General features: G+C 60.5%; 18 protein-coding genes. 6 read left to right on the top strand and 12 right to left on the bottom strand.

The features are described 5' to 3' along the window. Positions 1-10 precede the first annotated feature (10 nt). The 4 genes from dapA to AB6803_RS00855 form a co-directional block, all read right to left on the bottom strand. Positions 11-901: a 4-hydroxy-tetrahydrodipicolinate synthase gene (gene dapA, locus AB6803_RS00870; RefSeq protein ID WP_371107084.1), complete on the bottom strand. Its 891-nt coding sequence runs from the start codon at positions 899-901 to the stop codon at positions 11-13. Positions 902-917: 16 nt separating this feature from the next. Further along, positions 918-1,613 carry an amino acid ABC transporter permease gene (locus AB6803_RS00865; RefSeq protein ID WP_015917887.1) on the bottom strand — a complete coding sequence of 232 codons (696 nt, stop codon included), beginning with the start codon at positions 1,611-1,613 and terminating at the stop codon, positions 918-920. A gap of 72 nt (positions 1,614-1,685) precedes the next feature. After that, on the bottom strand, positions 1,686-2,522 hold the full coding sequence (locus AB6803_RS00860) for an ABC transporter substrate-binding protein (RefSeq protein WP_371107083.1): 837 nt from the start codon (positions 2,520-2,522) through the stop codon (positions 1,686-1,688). 111 nt (positions 2,523-2,633) lie between these two features. Then, positions 2,634-3,281: a GntR family transcriptional regulator gene (locus tag AB6803_RS00855; RefSeq protein WP_371107082.1), complete on the bottom strand. Its 648-nt coding sequence runs from the start codon at positions 3,279-3,281 to the stop codon at positions 2,634-2,636. A 128-nt stretch (positions 3,282-3,409) separates the two neighbouring features. Here AB6803_RS00855 and AB6803_RS00850 point away from each other — a divergent pair, with 128 nt between their 5' ends. Next, positions 3,410-4,069 carry a GntR family transcriptional regulator gene (locus AB6803_RS00850; RefSeq protein WP_037219753.1) on the top strand — a complete coding sequence of 220 codons (660 nt, stop codon included), beginning with the start codon at positions 3,410-3,412 and terminating at the stop codon, positions 4,067-4,069. Between the two features lie 24 nt (positions 4,070-4,093). On the opposite strand, the gene AB6803_RS00845 is transcribed toward AB6803_RS00850, so the two are convergent. Beyond that, a complete protein-coding gene (locus AB6803_RS00845) occupies positions 4,094-4,993 on the bottom strand; it encodes a LysR family transcriptional regulator (RefSeq protein ID WP_371107081.1) in 900 nt (299 codons plus the stop codon). A gap of 110 nt (positions 4,994-5,103) precedes the next feature. Here AB6803_RS00845 and AB6803_RS00840 point away from each other — a divergent pair, with 110 nt between their 5' ends. Both AB6803_RS00840 and AB6803_RS00835 read left to right on the top strand, forming a co-directional pair. Continuing rightward, the gene (locus AB6803_RS00840; RefSeq protein ID WP_371107080.1) at positions 5,104-5,913 is read left to right on the top strand and encodes a putative hydro-lyase; all 810 of its coding nucleotides are present in this window, start codon (positions 5,104-5,106) and stop codon (positions 5,911-5,913) included. A gap of 87 nt (positions 5,914-6,000) precedes the next feature. Beyond that, positions 6,001-7,275: an MFS transporter gene (locus AB6803_RS00835; protein WP_371107079.1), complete on the top strand. Its 1,275-nt coding sequence runs from the start codon at positions 6,001-6,003 to the stop codon at positions 7,273-7,275. A 50-nt stretch (positions 7,276-7,325) separates the two neighbouring features. Here AB6803_RS00835 and AB6803_RS00830 read toward each other — a convergent pair whose 3' ends face one another. The 5 genes from AB6803_RS00830 to AB6803_RS00810 all read right to left on the bottom strand — a co-directional run bounded on the left by AB6803_RS00830 (position 7,326) and on the right by AB6803_RS00810 (position 12,804). Next, on the bottom strand, positions 7,326-8,072 hold the full coding sequence (locus tag AB6803_RS00830) for an ATP-binding cassette domain-containing protein (RefSeq protein WP_007695124.1): 747 nt from the start codon (positions 8,070-8,072) through the stop codon (positions 7,326-7,328). After that, positions 8,065-9,129 carry a ribose ABC transporter gene (locus AB6803_RS00825; RefSeq protein WP_371107078.1) on the bottom strand — a complete coding sequence of 355 codons (1,065 nt, stop codon included), beginning with the start codon at positions 9,127-9,129 and terminating at the stop codon, positions 8,065-8,067. Before AB6803_RS00825 ends, AB6803_RS00830 begins: the two co-directional genes overlap by 8 nt. A gap of 107 nt (positions 9,130-9,236) precedes the next feature. Continuing rightward, complete coding sequence (locus AB6803_RS00820; protein ID WP_371107077.1) at positions 9,237-10,226, bottom strand: substrate-binding domain-containing protein; 990 nt, start codon at positions 10,224-10,226, stop codon at positions 9,237-9,239. A 231-nt stretch (positions 10,227-10,457) separates the two neighbouring features. Next, positions 10,458-11,870, bottom strand: coding sequence for an ROK family protein (locus AB6803_RS00815; protein WP_371107076.1), 1,413 nt, complete (start codon positions 11,868-11,870; stop codon positions 10,458-10,460). Further along, entirely contained in the window at positions 11,863-12,804 is a 942-nt protein-coding gene (locus AB6803_RS00810) for a tagatose-bisphosphate aldolase (RefSeq protein ID WP_371107075.1), read from the bottom strand. Before AB6803_RS00810 ends, AB6803_RS00815 begins: the two co-directional genes overlap by 8 nt. A gap of 239 nt (positions 12,805-13,043) precedes the next feature. Here AB6803_RS00810 and AB6803_RS00805 point away from each other — a divergent pair, with 239 nt between their 5' ends. Both AB6803_RS00805 and AB6803_RS00800 read left to right on the top strand, forming a co-directional pair. Then, positions 13,044-13,952 carry a sugar-binding transcriptional regulator gene (locus tag AB6803_RS00805; protein WP_371107074.1) on the top strand — a complete coding sequence of 303 codons (909 nt, stop codon included), beginning with the start codon at positions 13,044-13,046 and terminating at the stop codon, positions 13,950-13,952. Positions 13,953-13,968: 16 nt separating this feature from the next. After that, positions 13,969-14,640, top strand: coding sequence for an HAD-IA family hydrolase (locus AB6803_RS00800; RefSeq protein WP_371107073.1), 672 nt, complete (start codon positions 13,969-13,971; stop codon positions 14,638-14,640). A 32-nt stretch (positions 14,641-14,672) separates the two neighbouring features. Here AB6803_RS00800 and AB6803_RS00795 read toward each other — a convergent pair whose 3' ends face one another. Further along, on the bottom strand, positions 14,673-15,965 hold the full coding sequence (locus AB6803_RS00795; RefSeq protein WP_371107072.1) for a D-tagatose-bisphosphate aldolase, class II, non-catalytic subunit: 1,293 nt from the start codon (positions 15,963-15,965) through the stop codon (positions 14,673-14,675). Continuing rightward, on the bottom strand, positions 15,962-16,915 hold the full coding sequence (locus tag AB6803_RS00790) for a sugar kinase (RefSeq protein ID WP_371107071.1): 954 nt from the start codon (positions 16,913-16,915) through the stop codon (positions 15,962-15,964). The genes AB6803_RS00795 and AB6803_RS00790 overlap by 4 nt, the downstream gene beginning before the upstream one ends. 244 nt (positions 16,916-17,159) lie before the next feature. Between AB6803_RS00790 and AB6803_RS00785 the strand changes: the two genes are divergently transcribed. Continuing rightward, complete coding sequence (locus AB6803_RS00785; protein WP_371107070.1) at positions 17,160-18,194, top strand: LacI family DNA-binding transcriptional regulator; 1,035 nt, start codon at positions 17,160-17,162, stop codon at positions 18,192-18,194. Positions 18,195-18,210: the final 16 nt, after the last annotated feature.

The following is an 18,210-nucleotide window of genomic DNA, read 5'->3' as shown; positions in this document are numbered from 1 at the left end:
TTCTCGATCCTCAGGCGCTGAACGTCAGACCAAAATCCGAAACCAGCTTTTTCATGGCTGCGTCCTGTGAGGGCGGCAGCGGCAGGCGCGGCGGCCGTGGCGTGCCGGCAGCAAAACCCATATGCGTCAGCAGCGACTTCGAACCGGCAACGTAAGCCTGCCCGCCCACCGCCTGGATGATCGGCAGCCACTTCAGGTAAAGCGCGCGTGCTTCATCGGTCTTCTTTTCATCGGCAGCGAGCTCGAAAATGCGGACCATCGGCCCCGGCGCCACGTTCGAAGCGACGGCGACCCAGCCTTCCGCTCCCATCACGAAGGATTCGAAGCCGAGAATACCGCCGAAGACGGTCATATTGTCGCCCGCCAGGCGGATGATGTCACGCACCCGTGTCACTTCGAGGGTGGATTCCTTGATGTAATCGCAGCCCTTGATCTCGGCGATACGCTTCACCAACTCCGGCTTCAGATCGACATTGGCCGTTGCCGGGTTGTTATAGACCATGATCGGGATGGAGATCGCTTCGGCCACCGTGCGGTAGTGATGGACCAGTTCGTCATCCGTTGGCGTGGAATAGAAGGGCGGAATGATCATGACCCCATCAGCACCCATGGCTTCCGCCTTTTGGCTCAGACGAACGCATTCGCGCGTATCTTCCGCGCCGGTGCCGATCAGTACCGGAACGCGGCCGGCGACGGTTTCGATCACTGTCCGTGCCACGCCATCGCGTTCCTCTTCGCTCAGCGACAGGAATTCGCCGGTCGAGCCGAGCGGGATGAGGCCATGAATGCCCTCCCGCACCTGCCAGTCGGTAAAGGCGGCCAGCGCCTTCAGATCCACGGCGCCGTTTGCATCCAACGGCGTGATCATCACGGTATAGACACCGCGAAACTTCCTAGTCATGTCAGATATCCTGGTTCTAGCGCTTTTCGGTGACGGAAAGCCGGGAGTTGGTGGCTTGACCGAAGCGCTTCTCGATATGGTTCTGGACGAAATCCCAGAGCGTGGTCAGAAGAAGGTAGTAGATGGCCGCCACCGCGAAGAGCTCCAGCACCATGAAGTGCTCCTGGATGAGCACCTGGGTGCGCCTCAGAAGTTCCTCCATCGAGATGACCGAGGTCACGGAGGTCGTCTTCAACAGGCCGTTGACGGAGTTTCCGAGCGGCGGAATGATCACCTTGAAGGCTTGCGGCATGACGATGTGGCGCATGATCTGCCGTTCCGTCATCCCAAGTGCCCGGGCGGCGCGGGCCTGCCCTTCCGGGACAGCCTCGATGCCGGCGCGGATGATTTCCGCAAGATAGGCGGCTTCGTTGAGCGCGAGCCCGATCAAGGCCGCCTCGATCACGGTGAAGCGTATGCCGAACTGCGGCAGCGCCGTGTAGAGAGCAATAAGCTGGACGAGCAGCGGCGTGCCGCGAAACAGCCAGATGTAGATCTTAGCCAGGGTCTTGGCCAAGCGGAACGGCGATCGCCGCATCAAGGCAAGGACAAATCCAAGGATAAGACCCGCCGTCAGCGACACGACGGTCAGCCAGATGGTCGTGAAGACCCCACCGAGGATGAAGGGATTAAACAGGTATCCGAAGAAACCCGACCAGCTCCAAAGCGTCATGAACGTAACTTTCTGCTCAAGGCGAGCGCGGAAGATCCGCGCATCGCCATTCCGATGGACCGATCAAACCGATCAGCGGCCAGGGCCCTTCACGGAATAATCGCCGGACACCATAGGCAATCCGTACTTGTCGAACAGCGCCTTCAGCGATCCGTCAGCCTTCATCTCCTTGAGCGTCGCCGATACGGCATCGGCAAGCGCCGGGCTCTTGAAGGCGACGGCCACCGGTGCGGGATAGAGGCCGCTCAGAGCGCGTTTGAAATCGCCGCGCGCGTCATAGTCCTTGGCAACGGCATCGATCGACACCACGCCATCGACTTGGCCCGCACGCAGGGCCTGATAGGCGAGCGCGAAATTGTCGAAGGTCTGGATCGTCAGGCCCTTCTTGCCGGCATCGCGCAATTCCTTGTCGAGGAGGCGCGTCTTGGTTTCTTCGAAACCGCCGATCTCGACACCGATCGTCATGCCGGCGAGATCGTCCTTGCTGGCGACCTTCTTGTCGGATTTCGGCGCGATCGATACGCTGATCGCCTGATCCTCATAGGGGATCATCTGCATGATCTTGGCGCGTTCCTCGGTGAAGAAGATACCGGTGTTGATCATGTCCCAGCGGCCGGCCTGCAGGCCAGGCACCATCGCGGAGAACTCGATCCGGACATATTCCGGCTCGAGGCAGAGACGCTTGGCGATCTCTGTGCCGAGCTCGACGCGCATGCCCTTCAGATCGCCGCTGGAGTCGATGAACTGCAAGGGCGGCAGCGTCGGATTGGTCGACATCACCAGCTTGCCCGGCGTGATCAGCTCGCCGGCCGCGACCTTCGGCGTGCAGGATTGAGCAAGGGCGAACGATGTTGAGAGCGCTAGGAACGATGCGGCGAGAACGCCGCGGGACAATTGAATTCTGAGCATGATGACCTCTGGAGCTGGTTTTCTTATTGGCGTCCCAAAGTTTGCATTCATCTGGGATCCCACTTTTATACAAAATTTCTTCGGCGATGCAAGAGCTGCTGCGACGACCCCTCAGTAATTTGTCAGAACGCCCTGTCGAACCGCCTCGAGATGGCGCGCCATCGCCCGCCGCGCCGCATCGGAATCATGTGCCGAAAGTGCGGCCAGGATCGCCCGATGCTCAGCGACACCGGGTTTTGCCCGAACCACCGCCATCTGCCTTTCAAAGATCGTCGTATAGCGCCGCATTTCGCCGATCGTGGCTGCCATGAAGGGATTGCCACTAGCGGCGGCGATGGAGCCATGCAGTGCATCGTCGAACTGCCAGACGAGCTCCGGGTCCGGATCCGGCTCGGCCTCGATCGCATCCAGAATCACCGAGAGTGATTTCAACTCCTCCTCGGTCATATGCGAAGCTGCCAAGGCAATGGCGCTGGGCTCGAGCAACATCCGCATCGCCAGGCTGTCGAGATAGTCCTTCAGCGTTATGACCCGGACGCAAAGCACCCCCTTGTCATTGCGGACCAGCAGCCCCTCTCCTTCAAGGCGGCCGAGTGCGTGGCGCATCGGAGAGCGCGACACGGCATGCTTGCTTGCAAGCCGCCTTTGCTGCACCACCGATCCGCCCACCAGCCGGGCCGAGAGAATGTCAGCTAAAAGCAGACGATAGGTTTCGTCGGCAAGGCTTGCCTCTCCCTCGTCGTTCAGGCGATCGTCCATGAGTTCCCTTTTTGCTTCTTTGCGAGATCGGCTATCATATGTAACAGCTGCCTGTACGAAGAAAGTGCGTTGTCGTGCGAAATGCGGGCAGCATGGGAAATGAGGTAAGGGTGACAGATATTACAATCATGCCGGCGACGCCGTCGTCCACGGGCGGACAGCACAATCTTGCCTCGCTGACCTACAAAGCCGTTTCCGACATGATTCGCCATCGCAGGCTGAAGGGCGGACAGGTCATCGTCGAGGCAAGGCTCGCCGAAACCCTCGGCATTTCCCGCACCCCGTTGCGGGAGGCGCTACAGCGGCTGGAAGGCGAAGGCTTGGTGCGCAAGGGCGACGGCCGCAACTACGTCGTGCGCCAGGTGGATATCGGCGAATATCTGCAAAGCCTGCGGCTACGATTGCTGATCGAGCCCGAGGCGGCCGTCCTGGCGATCCCCAATATTCCGCGCCGGCAACTGATTGCCGTGCGGCGCGAGATCCATGAACTTCTCGACGCGACCGCCTATCATACCGACGCGCACTGGGTCTCCGACGACAACCTGCATAACCTGATCATCGATCACTGCGGAAATACCGTCATGGCGAAGGTGCTACGGGAGCTGCGTGCCACCACGCGCCTGTTCGAGATCGATCGCCTGAAGGACCGCCTGAAGCCTGATTCCACCGAGCACCTCGTCATCATCGAGGCCGTGGAACGCGGCGATGCGGGCCAGACCCGCGACGCCGTCGCCCTCCACATAGAAAGCCTGATCGCCTTCACCCGCCAGCATCTGGGCGTCGCCTGACGATAATCGCGTGCACCGCCTGGCTCACCCGGCCATCTGATCGGTCGGCGACGCGATCTCGGATGCGAGGGTGACGATGTCCTCCAGCGTGTGCCGATCGGGCGTCCCCAGCCACGCCGCGACGAATTGCAGATCCGGAAGGCTTGCCGGCGTATTGAGTTCGACAAGGCGCCCCGCCGCAACTTCGGCGGTTACGATGGCCGTCGGAATGACGGCGACGCCAATACTATCGAGCGCCATACGTACAAGGGTCGCCAGTGAAGAACTTGCGTAGATGCGTGGCGATGGCAGCCGCGGATCGGAAAAGAGTTCGACCACCTGGACGTAGGGTTGAGTATTGCGCGCAAAAGTCAGGATCGGCCAACGCGAAATCTCCTCAAGCGAGATTTCAGTCGCATCGGATTTCAGGGCGGAGCTCGTAAAGAACCTGACCGGAAAGCGGCAAAGCGGTCGCTGGAGAACGGACGGTGCGCTGAGAGGCCCGACAAGAAAGGCGAGGTCGATCTCCTGATGCAAAAGACGCTCGCGGAGATTGGTCGAGATATCCACCTCGATCTCCAGCGCCAGATTGGGATAGATGCTGCTCATCCGCTCCAGGAATGCCGGTAGCCAGGTATGGACGATGGTTTCCGCAACCCCAAGCCGGAAAGTCCCCTGCATCCTCGATCGATCGGCGATGGTGTGAAGCATCTCGGCCCGGAGGCGCAGCAGGCGATCGGCATAGTCGAGCACCTGCCGGCCGGTGGGCGTTACCGAAACGGTACGGCCCGATCTGTCGAAGAGCTGGCTTCCCAGCTCCTGTTCCAATTGCGCGACCCGCACGGAGATGGCCGGCTGCGTGGTATTCAGCTTCTCCGCAGCGGCTCTGAAGCTTTCCAGGCGCGCGATCCACACGACCGTTTCCAGTGCTTTGAAGTCTACCATCCGCCGCCTCCGCGATAAATTATTTCTATCAATCTTCATAAAAAACGACAATTTGCAATTATTGAAATTCTTGGCGAACCTTCAAGCATAGGAAATGTGAGAGGTTGATCATGCATGCCGTTGCCGGTCGTGAGCTCAGGTCGTTTCAATCGCCACAGGCGGTTCGTCTTCAATGCCGATCCGGCGCGCTTGCCAAGGATACCAGCGGCGCGGCGCCCGGCTTCGTGCAGGCCAATCTCGTTATCCTGCCAAGCGATCTAGCCAGCGACTTCCTGCGCTTCTGCGTCCGCAACCCGAAGTCCTGCCCTCTTGTCGGCGTTTCGGAAAAAGGTTCGCCACTGATCCCCGATCTCGGAGCTGATCTTGACATCAGAACCGACCTGCCGCGCTACCGCGTCTGGGAGGATGGCGAACTTGCAGCCGAGCCGACCGACATCACACGATACTGGAACGATGATCTCGTGGCCTTTGCGATCGGCTGCTCCTTCTCCTTCGAGGAGGCATTGATCGCCGATGGCATCCCGCTTCGCCATATCAACGAAGGGCGAAACGTGGCGATGTATAGGACCAATATCGCCTGCGCACCCGTCGGGTCGTTCTCCGGTCCCATGGTCGTCTCCATGCGGCCGATGAAACCGGCCGATGCGATCCGCGCGGTCCAGATCACATCGCGCCTGCCGGCGGTGCACGGCGCGCCCGTTCATATCGGCCTTCCGGCACTGATCGGCATCGATGACATCATGCATCCCGACTACGGCGATGCCGTCGCCATCGCCGCCGACGAGCTGCCGGTCTTCTGGGCCTGTGGGGTCACGCCGCAAGCAGTCATCCGTGCCGCCAAACCGAAATTCGCAATCACCCACGCGCCTGGCGCGATGCTGGTTACGGACAAGAGAAATACAGCACTTGCCGCCTTCTGACCCTCCCATCCGAAAGGCAGAGTCGCCGCGATAGAACTGGGTATCGCGGCGACAAACATTCCAAAGAAAACAAAGGGGAATGCAACAATGACAGATAGTTTGGCCGAAACGGCGCAAGCCGATAAACGAAGCTGGTACGGCGAATTGTCGCCGCCCGGAAAACGCACTTTCTGGACATGCTTTCTGGGCTATGGCCTGGATGCCTTCGACGTTCAGGTCTACAGCCTCGCCATCCCGGCAATTATCGCGACGCTGTCGCTGACCAAGACCGATGTCGGCATGATTGCAACCGCGACGCTGTTGGCGTCAGCTCTCGGCGGCTGGCTCGCCGGTATTCTCGCCGATCGCTTCGGCCGAGTGAAGACCCTGCAGATTACCGTCATCTTCTTCGCTTTCTTCACCTTCCTCAGCGGTTTCGCGCAGGATTTCGAGCAGCTTCTTGTTTGCCGCACATTGATGGGTCTTGGTTTCGGCGGGGAATGGTCGGCCGGTGCCGTGCTGATGGCCGAGGTGATTGGGGCGAAGCATCGCGGCAAGGCGGTCGGCATGGTGCAGAGTGCCTGGTCCGTCGGCTGGGGGGCCGCGGTGCTTCTCTCGACCATCCTCTTCAGCCTGTTGCCACAGAACGATGCCTGGCGCATACTCTTCTGGGTCGGCTTGGCGCCGGCCGTGCTCGCCATATTTGCTCGCCGGTTCATCAAGGAACCGGAGATCTATACGGCGACCCGCGAACAGCTCACAAAAAGCGGCGAGAAAGTTGGGATTACCGAGATTTTCGCGCCGTCGCTCCTGCGCCGCACGCTCCTCTGCTCACTGCTTTCAACCGGCGCGCAAGGCGGCTATTATGCGATCGCGACCTGGCTGCCGAGCTTCCTAAAGACGGAGAGACAACTCACCATCATCGGCAGCGGCGGCTATCTTGCCGTCATCATTATCGGCTCGTTCGCCGGCTACGTGACCGGCGCCTACCTCGCCGATATCATCGGACGCCGCAACAAATTCATTCTCTTCGCATTGGGCGCCGCGGTAACCGTCGTCGTCTACACCTATCTGCCGATCAGCAATACGCTGATGCTCTTCCTCGGTTTCCCCCTCGGCTTCTTCTCGTCCGGAATTTTTGCCGGCATGGGCGCTTTCCTGACGGAGAACTATCCGACGCGCACACGGGCAGCCGGCCAGGGCTTCACCTATAATTTCGGCCGGGGCATCGCTGCCCTTAATCCGACCCTCGTCGCCGTAGCGACGGCGTCCATGCCACTCGGCCAAGCCATCGCCATCTTCGCAGTCGTTGCCTATGCGCTGGTGATCCTCGCCGCACTCGTACTGCCCGAGACGAAAGGCAAGGAGCTGTCCGCCGGCTGATCGATTGGGCGGACCGAGAAAGTCATGCGGCTTTCCCGGTCCGCAATTTCCTAGCCGCCGATCATCAGCTTGACGACTTCCTCATGCGTGGTTTCGCTGATCTGGCGCTCGCCCGCGACGATACCGCGCCGGAGGACGACGATGCGGTCGGAGACGGCAAAGATGTCCTGCAAATTATGCGAGATGAAGATCACGCCGCGTCCCTGCGCCTTCAGCGACTTGATGAGCGCCACGACCTTGCGCTGTTCCGGCACGCCAAGGGCTGCCGTCGGCTCGTCCATGATCAGGATACGGGCGTTCCAGTAGACTGCGCGCCCGATTGCCACCGCCTGACGCTGGCCGCCGGAAAAGTTGCTCACCGGCGCGTCAAGCCTTTTCACATGGAAATCGAGCTGCGCCATCGTCGCGCGCGCGGCCTCCGCCATCGCCTTCCGGTCGATGACCGGCAAGAAGCCGAAGAGCTTCTTCATCGGCTCGCGACCGAGAAAAATATTGGCGCCGATCGTCAGATTGTCGGCAAGCGCCAGATCCTGATAGATCGTCTCGATCCCCTTTTCCCGCGCATCCTGCGGCGAGGAGAAGGTGACGGGCTTTCCTTCGATCAGGATTTCGCCCGAGGTCGGCGGATAGACGCCCGAGATCGCCTTGATCATCGTCGTCTTGCCGGCGCCATTGTCTCCCGCCAGCGCGACGACCTCGCCGGGGCGGACGACCAGGGAGCAATTATCCAGGGCATGAACGGCGCCAAAATAACGCGACAGGTTGCGGACTTCGAGAAGGGGCGTTGCGCTATTCATCCTGTTTTGCTCCGCTGAACCGGCGCTGCGCCTGATCGATAAGCACCGAAATGATGATGACGATGCCGACGGCAATAAACTGCCAGAAAGGCTCGACATTCATGAAAACCAGACCGTATTGAATGACGGCAATGACCAAGGCCCCGGCAACAGTGCCGATGATCGTCCCCGAGCCGCCGAACAGGCTGGCGCCGCCGATGACGACCGCGGCGACGCTGTCGAGCAGCAGCGGCTCACCGGCCTGGGCCGCCCCAGCCGTGAAGCGGGCGGCGTAGAGCGCGCCGCCAAGGCCGGCGCAGACCGCCGAGAGCATGTAGAGCCGCAGCAGATGCGACTTGATATCGATGCCGGCGCGCCGTGCCGCCTGCGCATTGGCACCGATCGCGTAATTGTGCTGACCGAAGCGCGTCTGGCTCAGCAGGTAGTGCATGATCAGCACGAAGATAAAGGCGACAATGACGAGATAGGGCACGCCATAGAAGCGACCGTTGCCGAGTTCGGCGAAATAGGAATTCTTGACCGGAACGGTGGTGCCGCCGGCCAGCAGAAAGGCCGTGCCGCGGGCGACACCGAACATGCCGAGCGTGCCGATGAAAGGCGGCACCTTGAGGCGGGAAATCAAGAGGCCGTTGATGAAGCCGGGCACGGTGGCGGCGAGCATCGCGACGAGAATGCCAAGCACCATCGCCATCGGCAGCGGCATGTAGAGACCGGCGATATTGGTGACATGCGCGGCAACGACCGCCGCAAGACCCATAATGAAGCCGGTCGACAGGTCGATGCCGCCGGATATGATGACGAAGGTTTGACCGATCGCCAGCAGCAGTGGCGCCACGGCAAAGACCGCGACCGACTGCCAGTTGAAGGACGAGCCGATAAAGGTGCCGCCGAAATCGACGCGCGCCCAGATCTCGAACGTCACGATCAGCGCCGCAAGGAACAGCCATGCGCGCAATTGCGCGATATAGTTGATGATGGTTTTCGCCTGATCGCCGTGGTCCGCCTGTGGCGCCACATGCTGGTCCGCCTTGCGGGCCTCGGTATCTTCGGTAGTCATGGATGAATCCAAACTCGAGCGAGGACGTACAGAAGTCGTCACGCCATTTCCTCCATTTTGATCAGAGACGTGCCCCGCCCCTTGGACGAGGCACAGACTTCATCCGATTAGTCGGAGTAGATGAACTTCGCGACGTTCTTGTCGGCGACGTTCGATTTGTCGATGACCGTAAAGCCGGTGCCGATGGCGGTCGGGATCGAGTTGCCGGTCAGGTGGGCATAGGCCGCCATGACGCCGAAATAGCCGATTTCGGCCGGGTGTTGGGCAATCGCCAGATCAACGAGGCCGGAATTGATGTTGTCGACGATGGTGGTCGGCGCATCGAAAGCGACAACGCGGATCTTGCCCGTTTGGCCCGCCTGCTGGACGCCGTTAGCCGCACCGAGGGCGGAAAACAGGTTGGCGCCGAAAACGCCATCGAGGTCCGAGTTGCGGGCAAAGACGGCCTGCAGCTGCGACGCCGCCTTGTTGGCATCGTCGTCATTATACTGCGTGTCGAGAACAGTGATGTTCGGAAATTTCTTCATCTCTTCCTTGAAACCCTGCTCGCGCTGGTCGGTGGTCGAGATGCCGGGCTTGACGTTCGAAACGTAGACCTTGCCCTTTTCGCCGACGGCCTTGGCCAATGCGCGCGCTGCGATCGCGCCGCCCAGCAGGTTGTCCGAGGCGATATAAGAAAGCGGAAAATCGGCATCGCCGCTTCCCGTCTGGTAGACGCCGCTTCCGATGAAGGTATCGACCGTGATGACCGGGATACCCGCATCCGCTGCCTTCTTCAGCGGCTGGACTAACTGATCCTTGTCGGTCGGCGCGATCAGGATCGCGTCAGGCTTCTTGGCGATGATCGCATCAAGAACCGGAACCTGCGTAACCGGGTTGAAGTCCGGCGCACCCTGGAACACCAGCGTCGCACCCACTGCCTTGGCGGCAGCTTCGGCGCCCTTGCGCATCGTGATGTAGAAGGCATCCGTCGTCAGACCCGGAATGAGGGCGATGGTAAACTTCTTGTCCTGCGCCTTGGCGCCTCCGGCAACAGTCGCCACGCCAGTGGCAAGCGTCGCAACGGCACTCGCCTTGAGAAATGAACGTCGTTCCATAATTTCCTCCCTTGAAAGCCGAACATCTCCCTTGTCCGGCGAAATGGATAATCAGTGGCTTATAGCGGGCCGTCAAGTAATATTTTTCTGCAACGAATTTCCGCCATCTATTTGAAATAGCTTGCCAATCAGGAGGATCGGCAAAGCGATGCGCTTCGTCGGCAACGGAGCGTTGCGCGACGTTTTGAAGTCATATCAAGCTTTCATCTGCCGCCGGGACGGCGGCTACTTTCATGCCTGGCCAAACACCTCTGAAATCCAGGCGGTTATACTGTCCATATCCAGCTCTTTCGTCTGGTCGACCGTCCTCAGAGCGCCGCATGCCATGGGCTCGGCACGATCGGCAAGCATCGCGAGTTCGGCGACATATTCGGCGCCCGGATGGCCCGGCAGCCTATCTTTCAAGCGGCTGGCATAGCGTTCCGCCGCAACCGCGCCTGGCACCTTGCACCAAAGCTCCGCGACACGATCGACACCGGCATCCTTGATATAAGTTACAAGCAGCGCCTTCGGCTGGAAACCAAACCATGCATCGACGATGAAGGTGGACCCAGCCGGCGCCTCACGGATGAACGACCAGATCGCCTGGTAGCTCGCCTTTCCCAAAGTCCGATTGAAATCCCGGTCGACGGGGCCGATGTGTTCCAGGAAAGGATTCTTGATCCCATCAAGGGAAAGGATCGGCCAACCTGTGCGTTGCGACAGCGTTTTTGCCAGCCGGCTCTTTCCCGAAGCCGGAACGCCGTTGACGAGCACGACGCGCTTTTCAGCGGAACTGCCAGCATTCGCGAATGTCGACAAGGCCGCGCCGATTACGCCGGCGTCGTCCCCGAGTTTCGCGGGCAGGATCGTCGGCCGGAACCATGGCGCCACCGCCGGAAGGTCGGCAAGGGCACGCGCCGCGTCGCAGCCGAGCCCCCCTCCCAACAAAATGACGTCCGGATCCATTGTTGCCGCAATATTATCGAGGGCGGTGCGCAGCGGGGATGCCCATGCACGCAAGACCGCCCTTGCCGTACCATTTCCCTCGGCGGCCATTTCAAAAATCTCGCCGATGGAGGCGGCCGAAAGGCCGGCCTCATTCATGTACCGGCGCAACGCCGTTCCCGAGCTGAATGTCTCCACGCAACCGCGCCGTCCGCACGCGCAAAGCGGACCATCCTGCAGCACGGAGATATGGCCCAGCTGCCCGGCCGTCATATGGCCGTGATAGATGCTGCCATTATGGGCGACGGCACCGCCGATGCCCGTTCCGATCGTCAGCATCGCGACGCTCTGGTATCCCTTGGCGCCGCCGACACGCATTTCGGCGATGAGCGCCATGTTGCAATCATTTTCGATGACGACCCGCTTGCCGAGGCGTGTCTCCAGCCGATCGGCAAAGTCGATGCCAGCCAGATTGAGGATACCGCCAGAGAGGATCGTGCGGCTGGCCGCATCGACACGACCGGGAATGCCGACACCTATGCCGGCTGCTCCCGTCGCATCGAGTTCACTGACCATCGTCACGACGCGCTCGACCACATGCAAGGGATCGGTGGGTGTCCGCTCCGATAGCTTCTTCAGAATCTCGCCTCGATCGGAGACGAGAGCGGCACGAATATTCGTGCCGCCAATGTCCACGCCGATGGCTGTCTCAGGCATGTTCTTTCTGTCCCCGGCCGACGGTTTCAGACCTGCTACCCTTGAAATGGGTGGCGATCACAGCCTGAATTTCGCGAAGACGCGGAACCGCGACAGTTTCCAGTCTATCCCTTGTGACGGCGCGGTCGAGCGAAATGCAATCCTTCCACAGAGAGCGGCCGGCGATGACGCCGGAAGCACCGTTGCGCATCGCGTCTTCGACCTGCTTCAGGAAGGTCGAATGGTCAACGCCTGCGGACAGGACTGCCCAGGGAACGTCTCCCGCAAGCTTAGTGACTTCTGCACAGGCCTGCGGGCTTCCCGGATACGGAATCTTCAGAACCTTCGCGCCGTAATCCAGGCAAATCCGGCTTCCGCCGACGATCAGGGACGGGATCTTCGCCTTATATTCGGCTTCATCCTCATCATCGAACCTGTAAGTCAGGAACTCGACGACAAGCAACAGGTCTTCGCGGGCGAAATCCTCGATGCATTGGTGCAGGATCTTGATGTTATGAACATTGGCTTGATCCCGGTCCGAGCGCAGATAGACCATGATCTTGCCGCCGGTCGCCCCGAGCTGGCGCACGCGACGAGCCGTGATGCCGGGAACCAGCTTGGACAGGCGATATCCCTCCGGAGACGTATCCCAGCCGGAGGCGTCGAGGCCGATCAGCAGTGCCGTGTCGCGCTGGATGATGCGGTCGTCGACCAGAGCCGGAACGGCGCAGATCGGATCGACCAAGACGCAGGAGGCCTTGCTGGCAAGAAACCGGGCGATATCAGCCTTGGTGTCGCCGAGGGTCTTATCGGAGATCGCGGCCTGCGCCTCCGGTTCCTTGGCAAGCAGGCTGCGCATGCCGCCGCGCTGATCGCAAGCGATCACCATCATGGCGCCATCGCTCCCGCAAATCTGCTGGTAGCCGCGCATTTCGGCGGTGGTTAATCTGGACATATATGCTCCTCCCTATAGCGTGCCCGAAACGGGTTGCTGAACGTGCATCCCGCTCCAAGGTTCGGAAGGGATGACCAATGAATGTTGAGAGCTCTCCTCCGCCGCATAACCGTTGCGAAACCGGCTATTTTGAGCGATAACTCCCTCAGCGCCCAAATGTGTAACACATTGCAGAAAGGAATTTCAACCTGAATTCGTCTCAGCCGCAGGAGCCTGCAACAAACCGTGCATTGCTGCATATGGTTGCAAAGTTGCACTATCAATCCGACATGTCGCAGGTCGACATTGCTAAAAAGCTAGGATTATCAACGGCTACGGTTTCACGCCTGCTCCAGAAAGCTCGGCTGGCCGGTATCGTGCGAATTGAGGTGATTGACCTTTCTCCATCGGAAGACCTGAGTGCGGCACTGATCGACGGCCTGAAACTGCGCAACGCCGCCGTGATCGATACGCCGTCCTCCAACGTTCTGAGCGCACTTGCCCCTCCGGTCGGCTCCATGCTGCAACAGGCGGGGCTTCACTCCGGCTCGACGCTCGGCATCGGTTGGGGACGCGCCGTTCGAGAGGTTACCCTTGCCGGCCTGCCGCAACTCCCCGGCATCGTTACCATCGCCCTCAATGGCGGCATGCAGCAGGCAGCAGCCCATTTCCAGACCAACGAATTCGTGCGCCAGGCGGCCGAGCAGATGGGCGGATTGCCGCATTTCCTGCACGCCCCATACATTTCGTCCTCCGAGCTGCGCGATGCTTTCCTCGCCGACCCCACGGTGCAGCAGGTCACCGCGCTCTGGAACAAGCTCGATGCGGCGATCGTCGGCGTCGGCCTGACGCATGCGGCCAATCCGTCCGAAGCGACGGCGGCGCTTCCGGGAGAAAAAGCTCTCAGCCAAGCGTCGGGCGACGTGTTGCGGCACTACGTCACCGAAGCCGGCGAGATCCTGCATTGGGACGGCGAGGAGCGCATGATCGCCGCCACTCCCGAGCAGTTGCAACGGGTTCCCTTGTGCATCGCGGTTGCCGCGACACCGGCCAAGGCGCCCGGCATCATCGGCGCGGCGCGGTCGGGCATGATCAATGCCCTTGTGACGGACGCCAATACGGCGCAGGCGATCCTCGATCGCCTGTCCGTCGCTCCCCAGAAAAGCTAAGAAAGAATTCTCAAAAATGGCCCTGCCCCTGCACCCCGATCGCTCCTTCGGCGCCTTCCTGTTCGATATGGATGGAACCGTGCTGAACTCCATCGCGGTCGGTGAGCGGGTCTGGACGGCCTGGGCCTTACAGCACAATGTCGATGTCGAGAGCCTGCTGGCGATTGTGCACGGGCGCAAAGCGGCCGAAACGATCACACGGCTTGGCCTGTCCGGAATCGATCCAGTCGAAGAGGCCCGACTTCTGACACTCGCCGAAATCGCCGATGTCGCTGGTGTCGTACCGATCGCGGGCGCGATCGATTTCCTGAGCGCCCTGCCCAGGGATCGCTGGGCAATCGTCACATCCGCACCACGGGATCTGGCGGCAGTCCGCCTCAAGGCCGCGGGTATTCCCTGGCCGCCGCTGCTGATTGCCGGGGAGGATGTCCAAAACGGCAAACCCGCGCCGGACTGCTTTCTGCTGGCCGCAAAAACCCTAGGCCAGCCCACAGAGGAATGCCTTGTCTTCGAGGACGCTCCAGCCGGGATAGAAGCGGCTGAAGCAGCCGGTGCAGCCGTGGCCGTGATTAGCGCGACCCATAAGACCCTGCTGCCGACGCCGCATCCGAGCGTCGCGAGCTATGAGGAAATCGTGGCGGCTCTCACGCCTGCCGGATCCCTTCGGATTTCCGCCAAGCAAGGCTGAAGGCCGGGCACCGACCTCGCAAGCCAAAACCGTTACGAAGCCGACGCGATGGCGTCCGCATAGATGTCGAGCACGCGCGTGACGCTGGCAAGCAGCAACGCACGCGCCTGTGGCGCCACCGATCCGTCGGCCACCAGCGGCTCCAGATGACCGAGATACTGGCTGATCAGCGGGCGCGGGATTGTAACGCCCTGAAGAGTGGCCATCAGCTCGTCCACGGCCTTCTGCGCGTCCGGTACGGTCCAATAGTAGCGGATGCGGTCACTGAACGAATAATGCCGCTGCACATATTGCTCGTGGGCATCGCCGGGATAGTATTTCAGCCAATGCTGCGGCGACGACAGCATGACCCGCTCCATGGCGGCAGGAACGGCCTCGCTGACCGCGTCCGGCACCAGGATTTCGGCAATGGCACTCAGGCCATACAGGGCTTCGCGCAGGGCAAAGGTCAGCCAGGGACCGACTTTCAGGATTGCAAATCCATCGCTGACAAGATCGCGCAGCGCCTCGCCACTCTGATAATCCGTCGAATGAGCCTCAAACACGAATTGCGGCATCTCGTCCAATGTGGCGACGAGATCTCTTGCCGCCTCTCGCGCATAGGCAACAACATCGGCATTGCCGAATTCCACGCCCGGCTGGACGACGATGCCGATCGAGCGCTCAAAAGCCTCGTTCAGTCCGAGCCTGGAGAAGGCCGTGCGGTGAAGCTCCACCGTCGCACGCGCATCCCCAGGCGTCGTGACGTGCAGATGATCGAGCGCCTCGAACGCGCCGCCTGGAACGGGAACCTCGGTGCCGATAATGTAGCTCGGCGCCTGTGTTTTCGACTGGCGTATTCTTGCTTCCGAGATGGCGGCCAGCTCGGCTGCCCGGGATGCGATCGTCTCGTCAGGAAGAGCGGTCGGATCGTCGGCGCAGGCCATGCTCGTATCCAGATGCAGCTTGGTGAAACCGGCAGCCGCAAAGGCGTCGATCATTGCGCTTGCCTTGCGCATCGCCTCCCCGGACGGCAAATGCTTCCAGGGATTTGGACCGAGGTGATCCCCGCCGAGGATCAGACGATCCAGGGGGAAGCCGACCGTCACCGCGATCTTTTCGACGAAGGCGCGAAAATCGGCGGGCGTCATGCCGGTATAGCCACCATCCTGATTGACCTGGTTGCAGGTCGCCTCGATCAGCACATCAGCGTTTCGGCCCTTTGCATGTGATAGCGCCGCCTCGATGACCAGGGGATGGGCCGAGCAGACGGAGGTGATGCCGGATGGCAGACCGCTGCCACGACTTCTCGGCATATTTGCCAGTCGCTGCGTCGCGGAACTCATGACAGTGCCCTCGCGGTCGCGCCGGACAGAAAAGACTGTACCTCGGCAAAGGTGGCAATGCCCTCCATGGGACCTTTGCGCGTCACGGCCAGGGCCCCGCAGGCACAGGCCAATCTCAAAGCCTCCTCCGGCGCCGCACCCCGGAGCCAAAGGGAGACGAAGCCCGCGCCGAAGCAATCGCCCGCGCCGGTCGGATCGACTTCGTCGACGACGAAGCCGGATGCCACAACTTTGCGATGCCGATCGTAATAGACCGCACCCTCCGCGCCCTTCTTGACGATTACCGCCGAAATCCCGCGCTCGAGCATTTCCGCTGCCGCTTCTGCCTCGTCGGTCGCCTTGGTGAAGATGAACAGCTCCTCGCCGCTCGGCAGGAAAATATCCGTCAGCGCCAGAACCTGGTTCAGCGCTTCGCGCATGCCCGGCAGCTCGATCATCTCTTTGCGTATATTCGGATCGAAGGAAACCGTGCCGCCATTGTGCTTGATCGTCTCGATGCCCGCCAGAACGACAGAGATCGCCCTCTCGGAAAACAGAGAGGAGCCCATGACATGAAAATGATCGGCGCCGGCCAGCAGGGCTGTCGCGCCATCGCCGGTTTCGATCAATCCCGCCGCGCTGTTCTTGATGTTGAAGACGAAATGACGGGAGCCATCGGCGCGGTACGATACAAAAGCCGTGCCGGTCGCCTGCCCCTGATGAACCGTGATGGCGGAGACGTCCGCCCCCCAGTCACGCAATCTGTCGATGTTCATCCACCCGAAATCATCTTCGCCGACGGCGCTGATCAGACCGGCCGGCTGGCCGAGCCTTGCTGCCTGGGCAATGAAGATCGCCGGCGCTCCGGACGGGAACGGTCCGTGCAGCAATCCGGGCTGGGCCAGGCTTTGATCGAGCCGATCGGCCATAATTTCAACGACGATTTCCCCCGCGCTGACGAGCTTTTTCATGGCGATTTGAACTCACTCCCGAAGAAATGTTTCATCTTGACCGATGAGATCGGTCAATCGATCACGGTCTTTCTATGGTTTCAATTTTTATGCGTCAATTAAGAAATTGACGCATGTAATATTTTTGAGCAACTTAAGGCTCGAAAGAATTTATCCGGAACTTACCTCCATGGTTGCGCTTCCTGTCTTGTGAACGCATAACAATCCCAGATGGGAGGATCGACTCGAAAATGGTCGGCTTTTGATGGAAAAAATGACGCATAAGACGATGGAGGATTTCGCGAAATCCTGCGGCGTCTCCCGGCCCACCCTCTCCAAATATTTCGATGATCCGACGAGCGTCAAACCCGTGACGCGCGCGCTGATCGAGGCGGCACTCCGCTCGTCCGACTATCAGCCCAATATCTATGCACGCAATCTCAATCGGAAGAGAACCCGCAATATCGGCATCCTGGTGCCGGCCCTTACCGACCCCTTTTACGCCGAAATGGTCAACCGCCTGGAGTTGCGTCTGCGCAATGAGGGCTATTGGCCGATCGTGTTTTCCTCGCACGGACTGCCGGAGCTGGAGGCCGAAGCCGTCAGCACCATGCTGTCACTCAAGGTAGCGGGCACGCTTGCCGCGCCGCTGGGACAAAAATCCGACCCGCGCGCGTTCGAGAAGCTCGCGCAGAATGTGCCCCTCGTTTATTTCGACACTTATATCGAGGGAAACACGCCGTTCATCGGCAACAACAATTATCAGAGCGTCGCGACAATCGTCGAATATCTCTGCCGATCTGGAGAGTCGCCGGTCTATCTCGACATTCCCCATGTCAATCACAACTCGCCGGAGCGACTGGCGAGCTATATCGCCACGATGGAGGCATCGGGCTACGAGCCGGTGGTGATCAAGACCAATGCCACCTATACGTGGGACTTCGAACACATCGGATATCAGCAGATGGACGAGATGCTGAACGCAAAGGCGCTTCCCGGCAAGACTATCCTCTGCGCCAACGACCGTCTCGCCTTCGGCGTGATGGCGGCCGCCTTTGCGCATGGGCTGAAGGTCGGGCGCAAGAAGGGTGACGATCTCCGCGTGGCCGCCCATGACGACCATCCGCTCAGCCGCTACACCTGCCCGCCGCTGACGACAATGGCGCAGGATTTCGCCGCGATGACGGCAAATAGCGTCGACACGCTTTTGACGCTGCTCGGTGACACGGACACGCCGGTTCAGACGATTGCCCACAAAGTCAGACTCGATGGGACGCTGGTCATGCGGCAATCGGCATAGGAGCACGATGCTTTCC

This window comes from Rhizobium sp. RCC_161_2 (assembly GCF_041355235.1).
Classification (GTDB): domain Bacteria; phylum Pseudomonadota; class Alphaproteobacteria; order Rhizobiales; family Rhizobiaceae; genus Rhizobium.
This window is presented reverse-complemented; position numbering and strand designations above follow the sequence as displayed.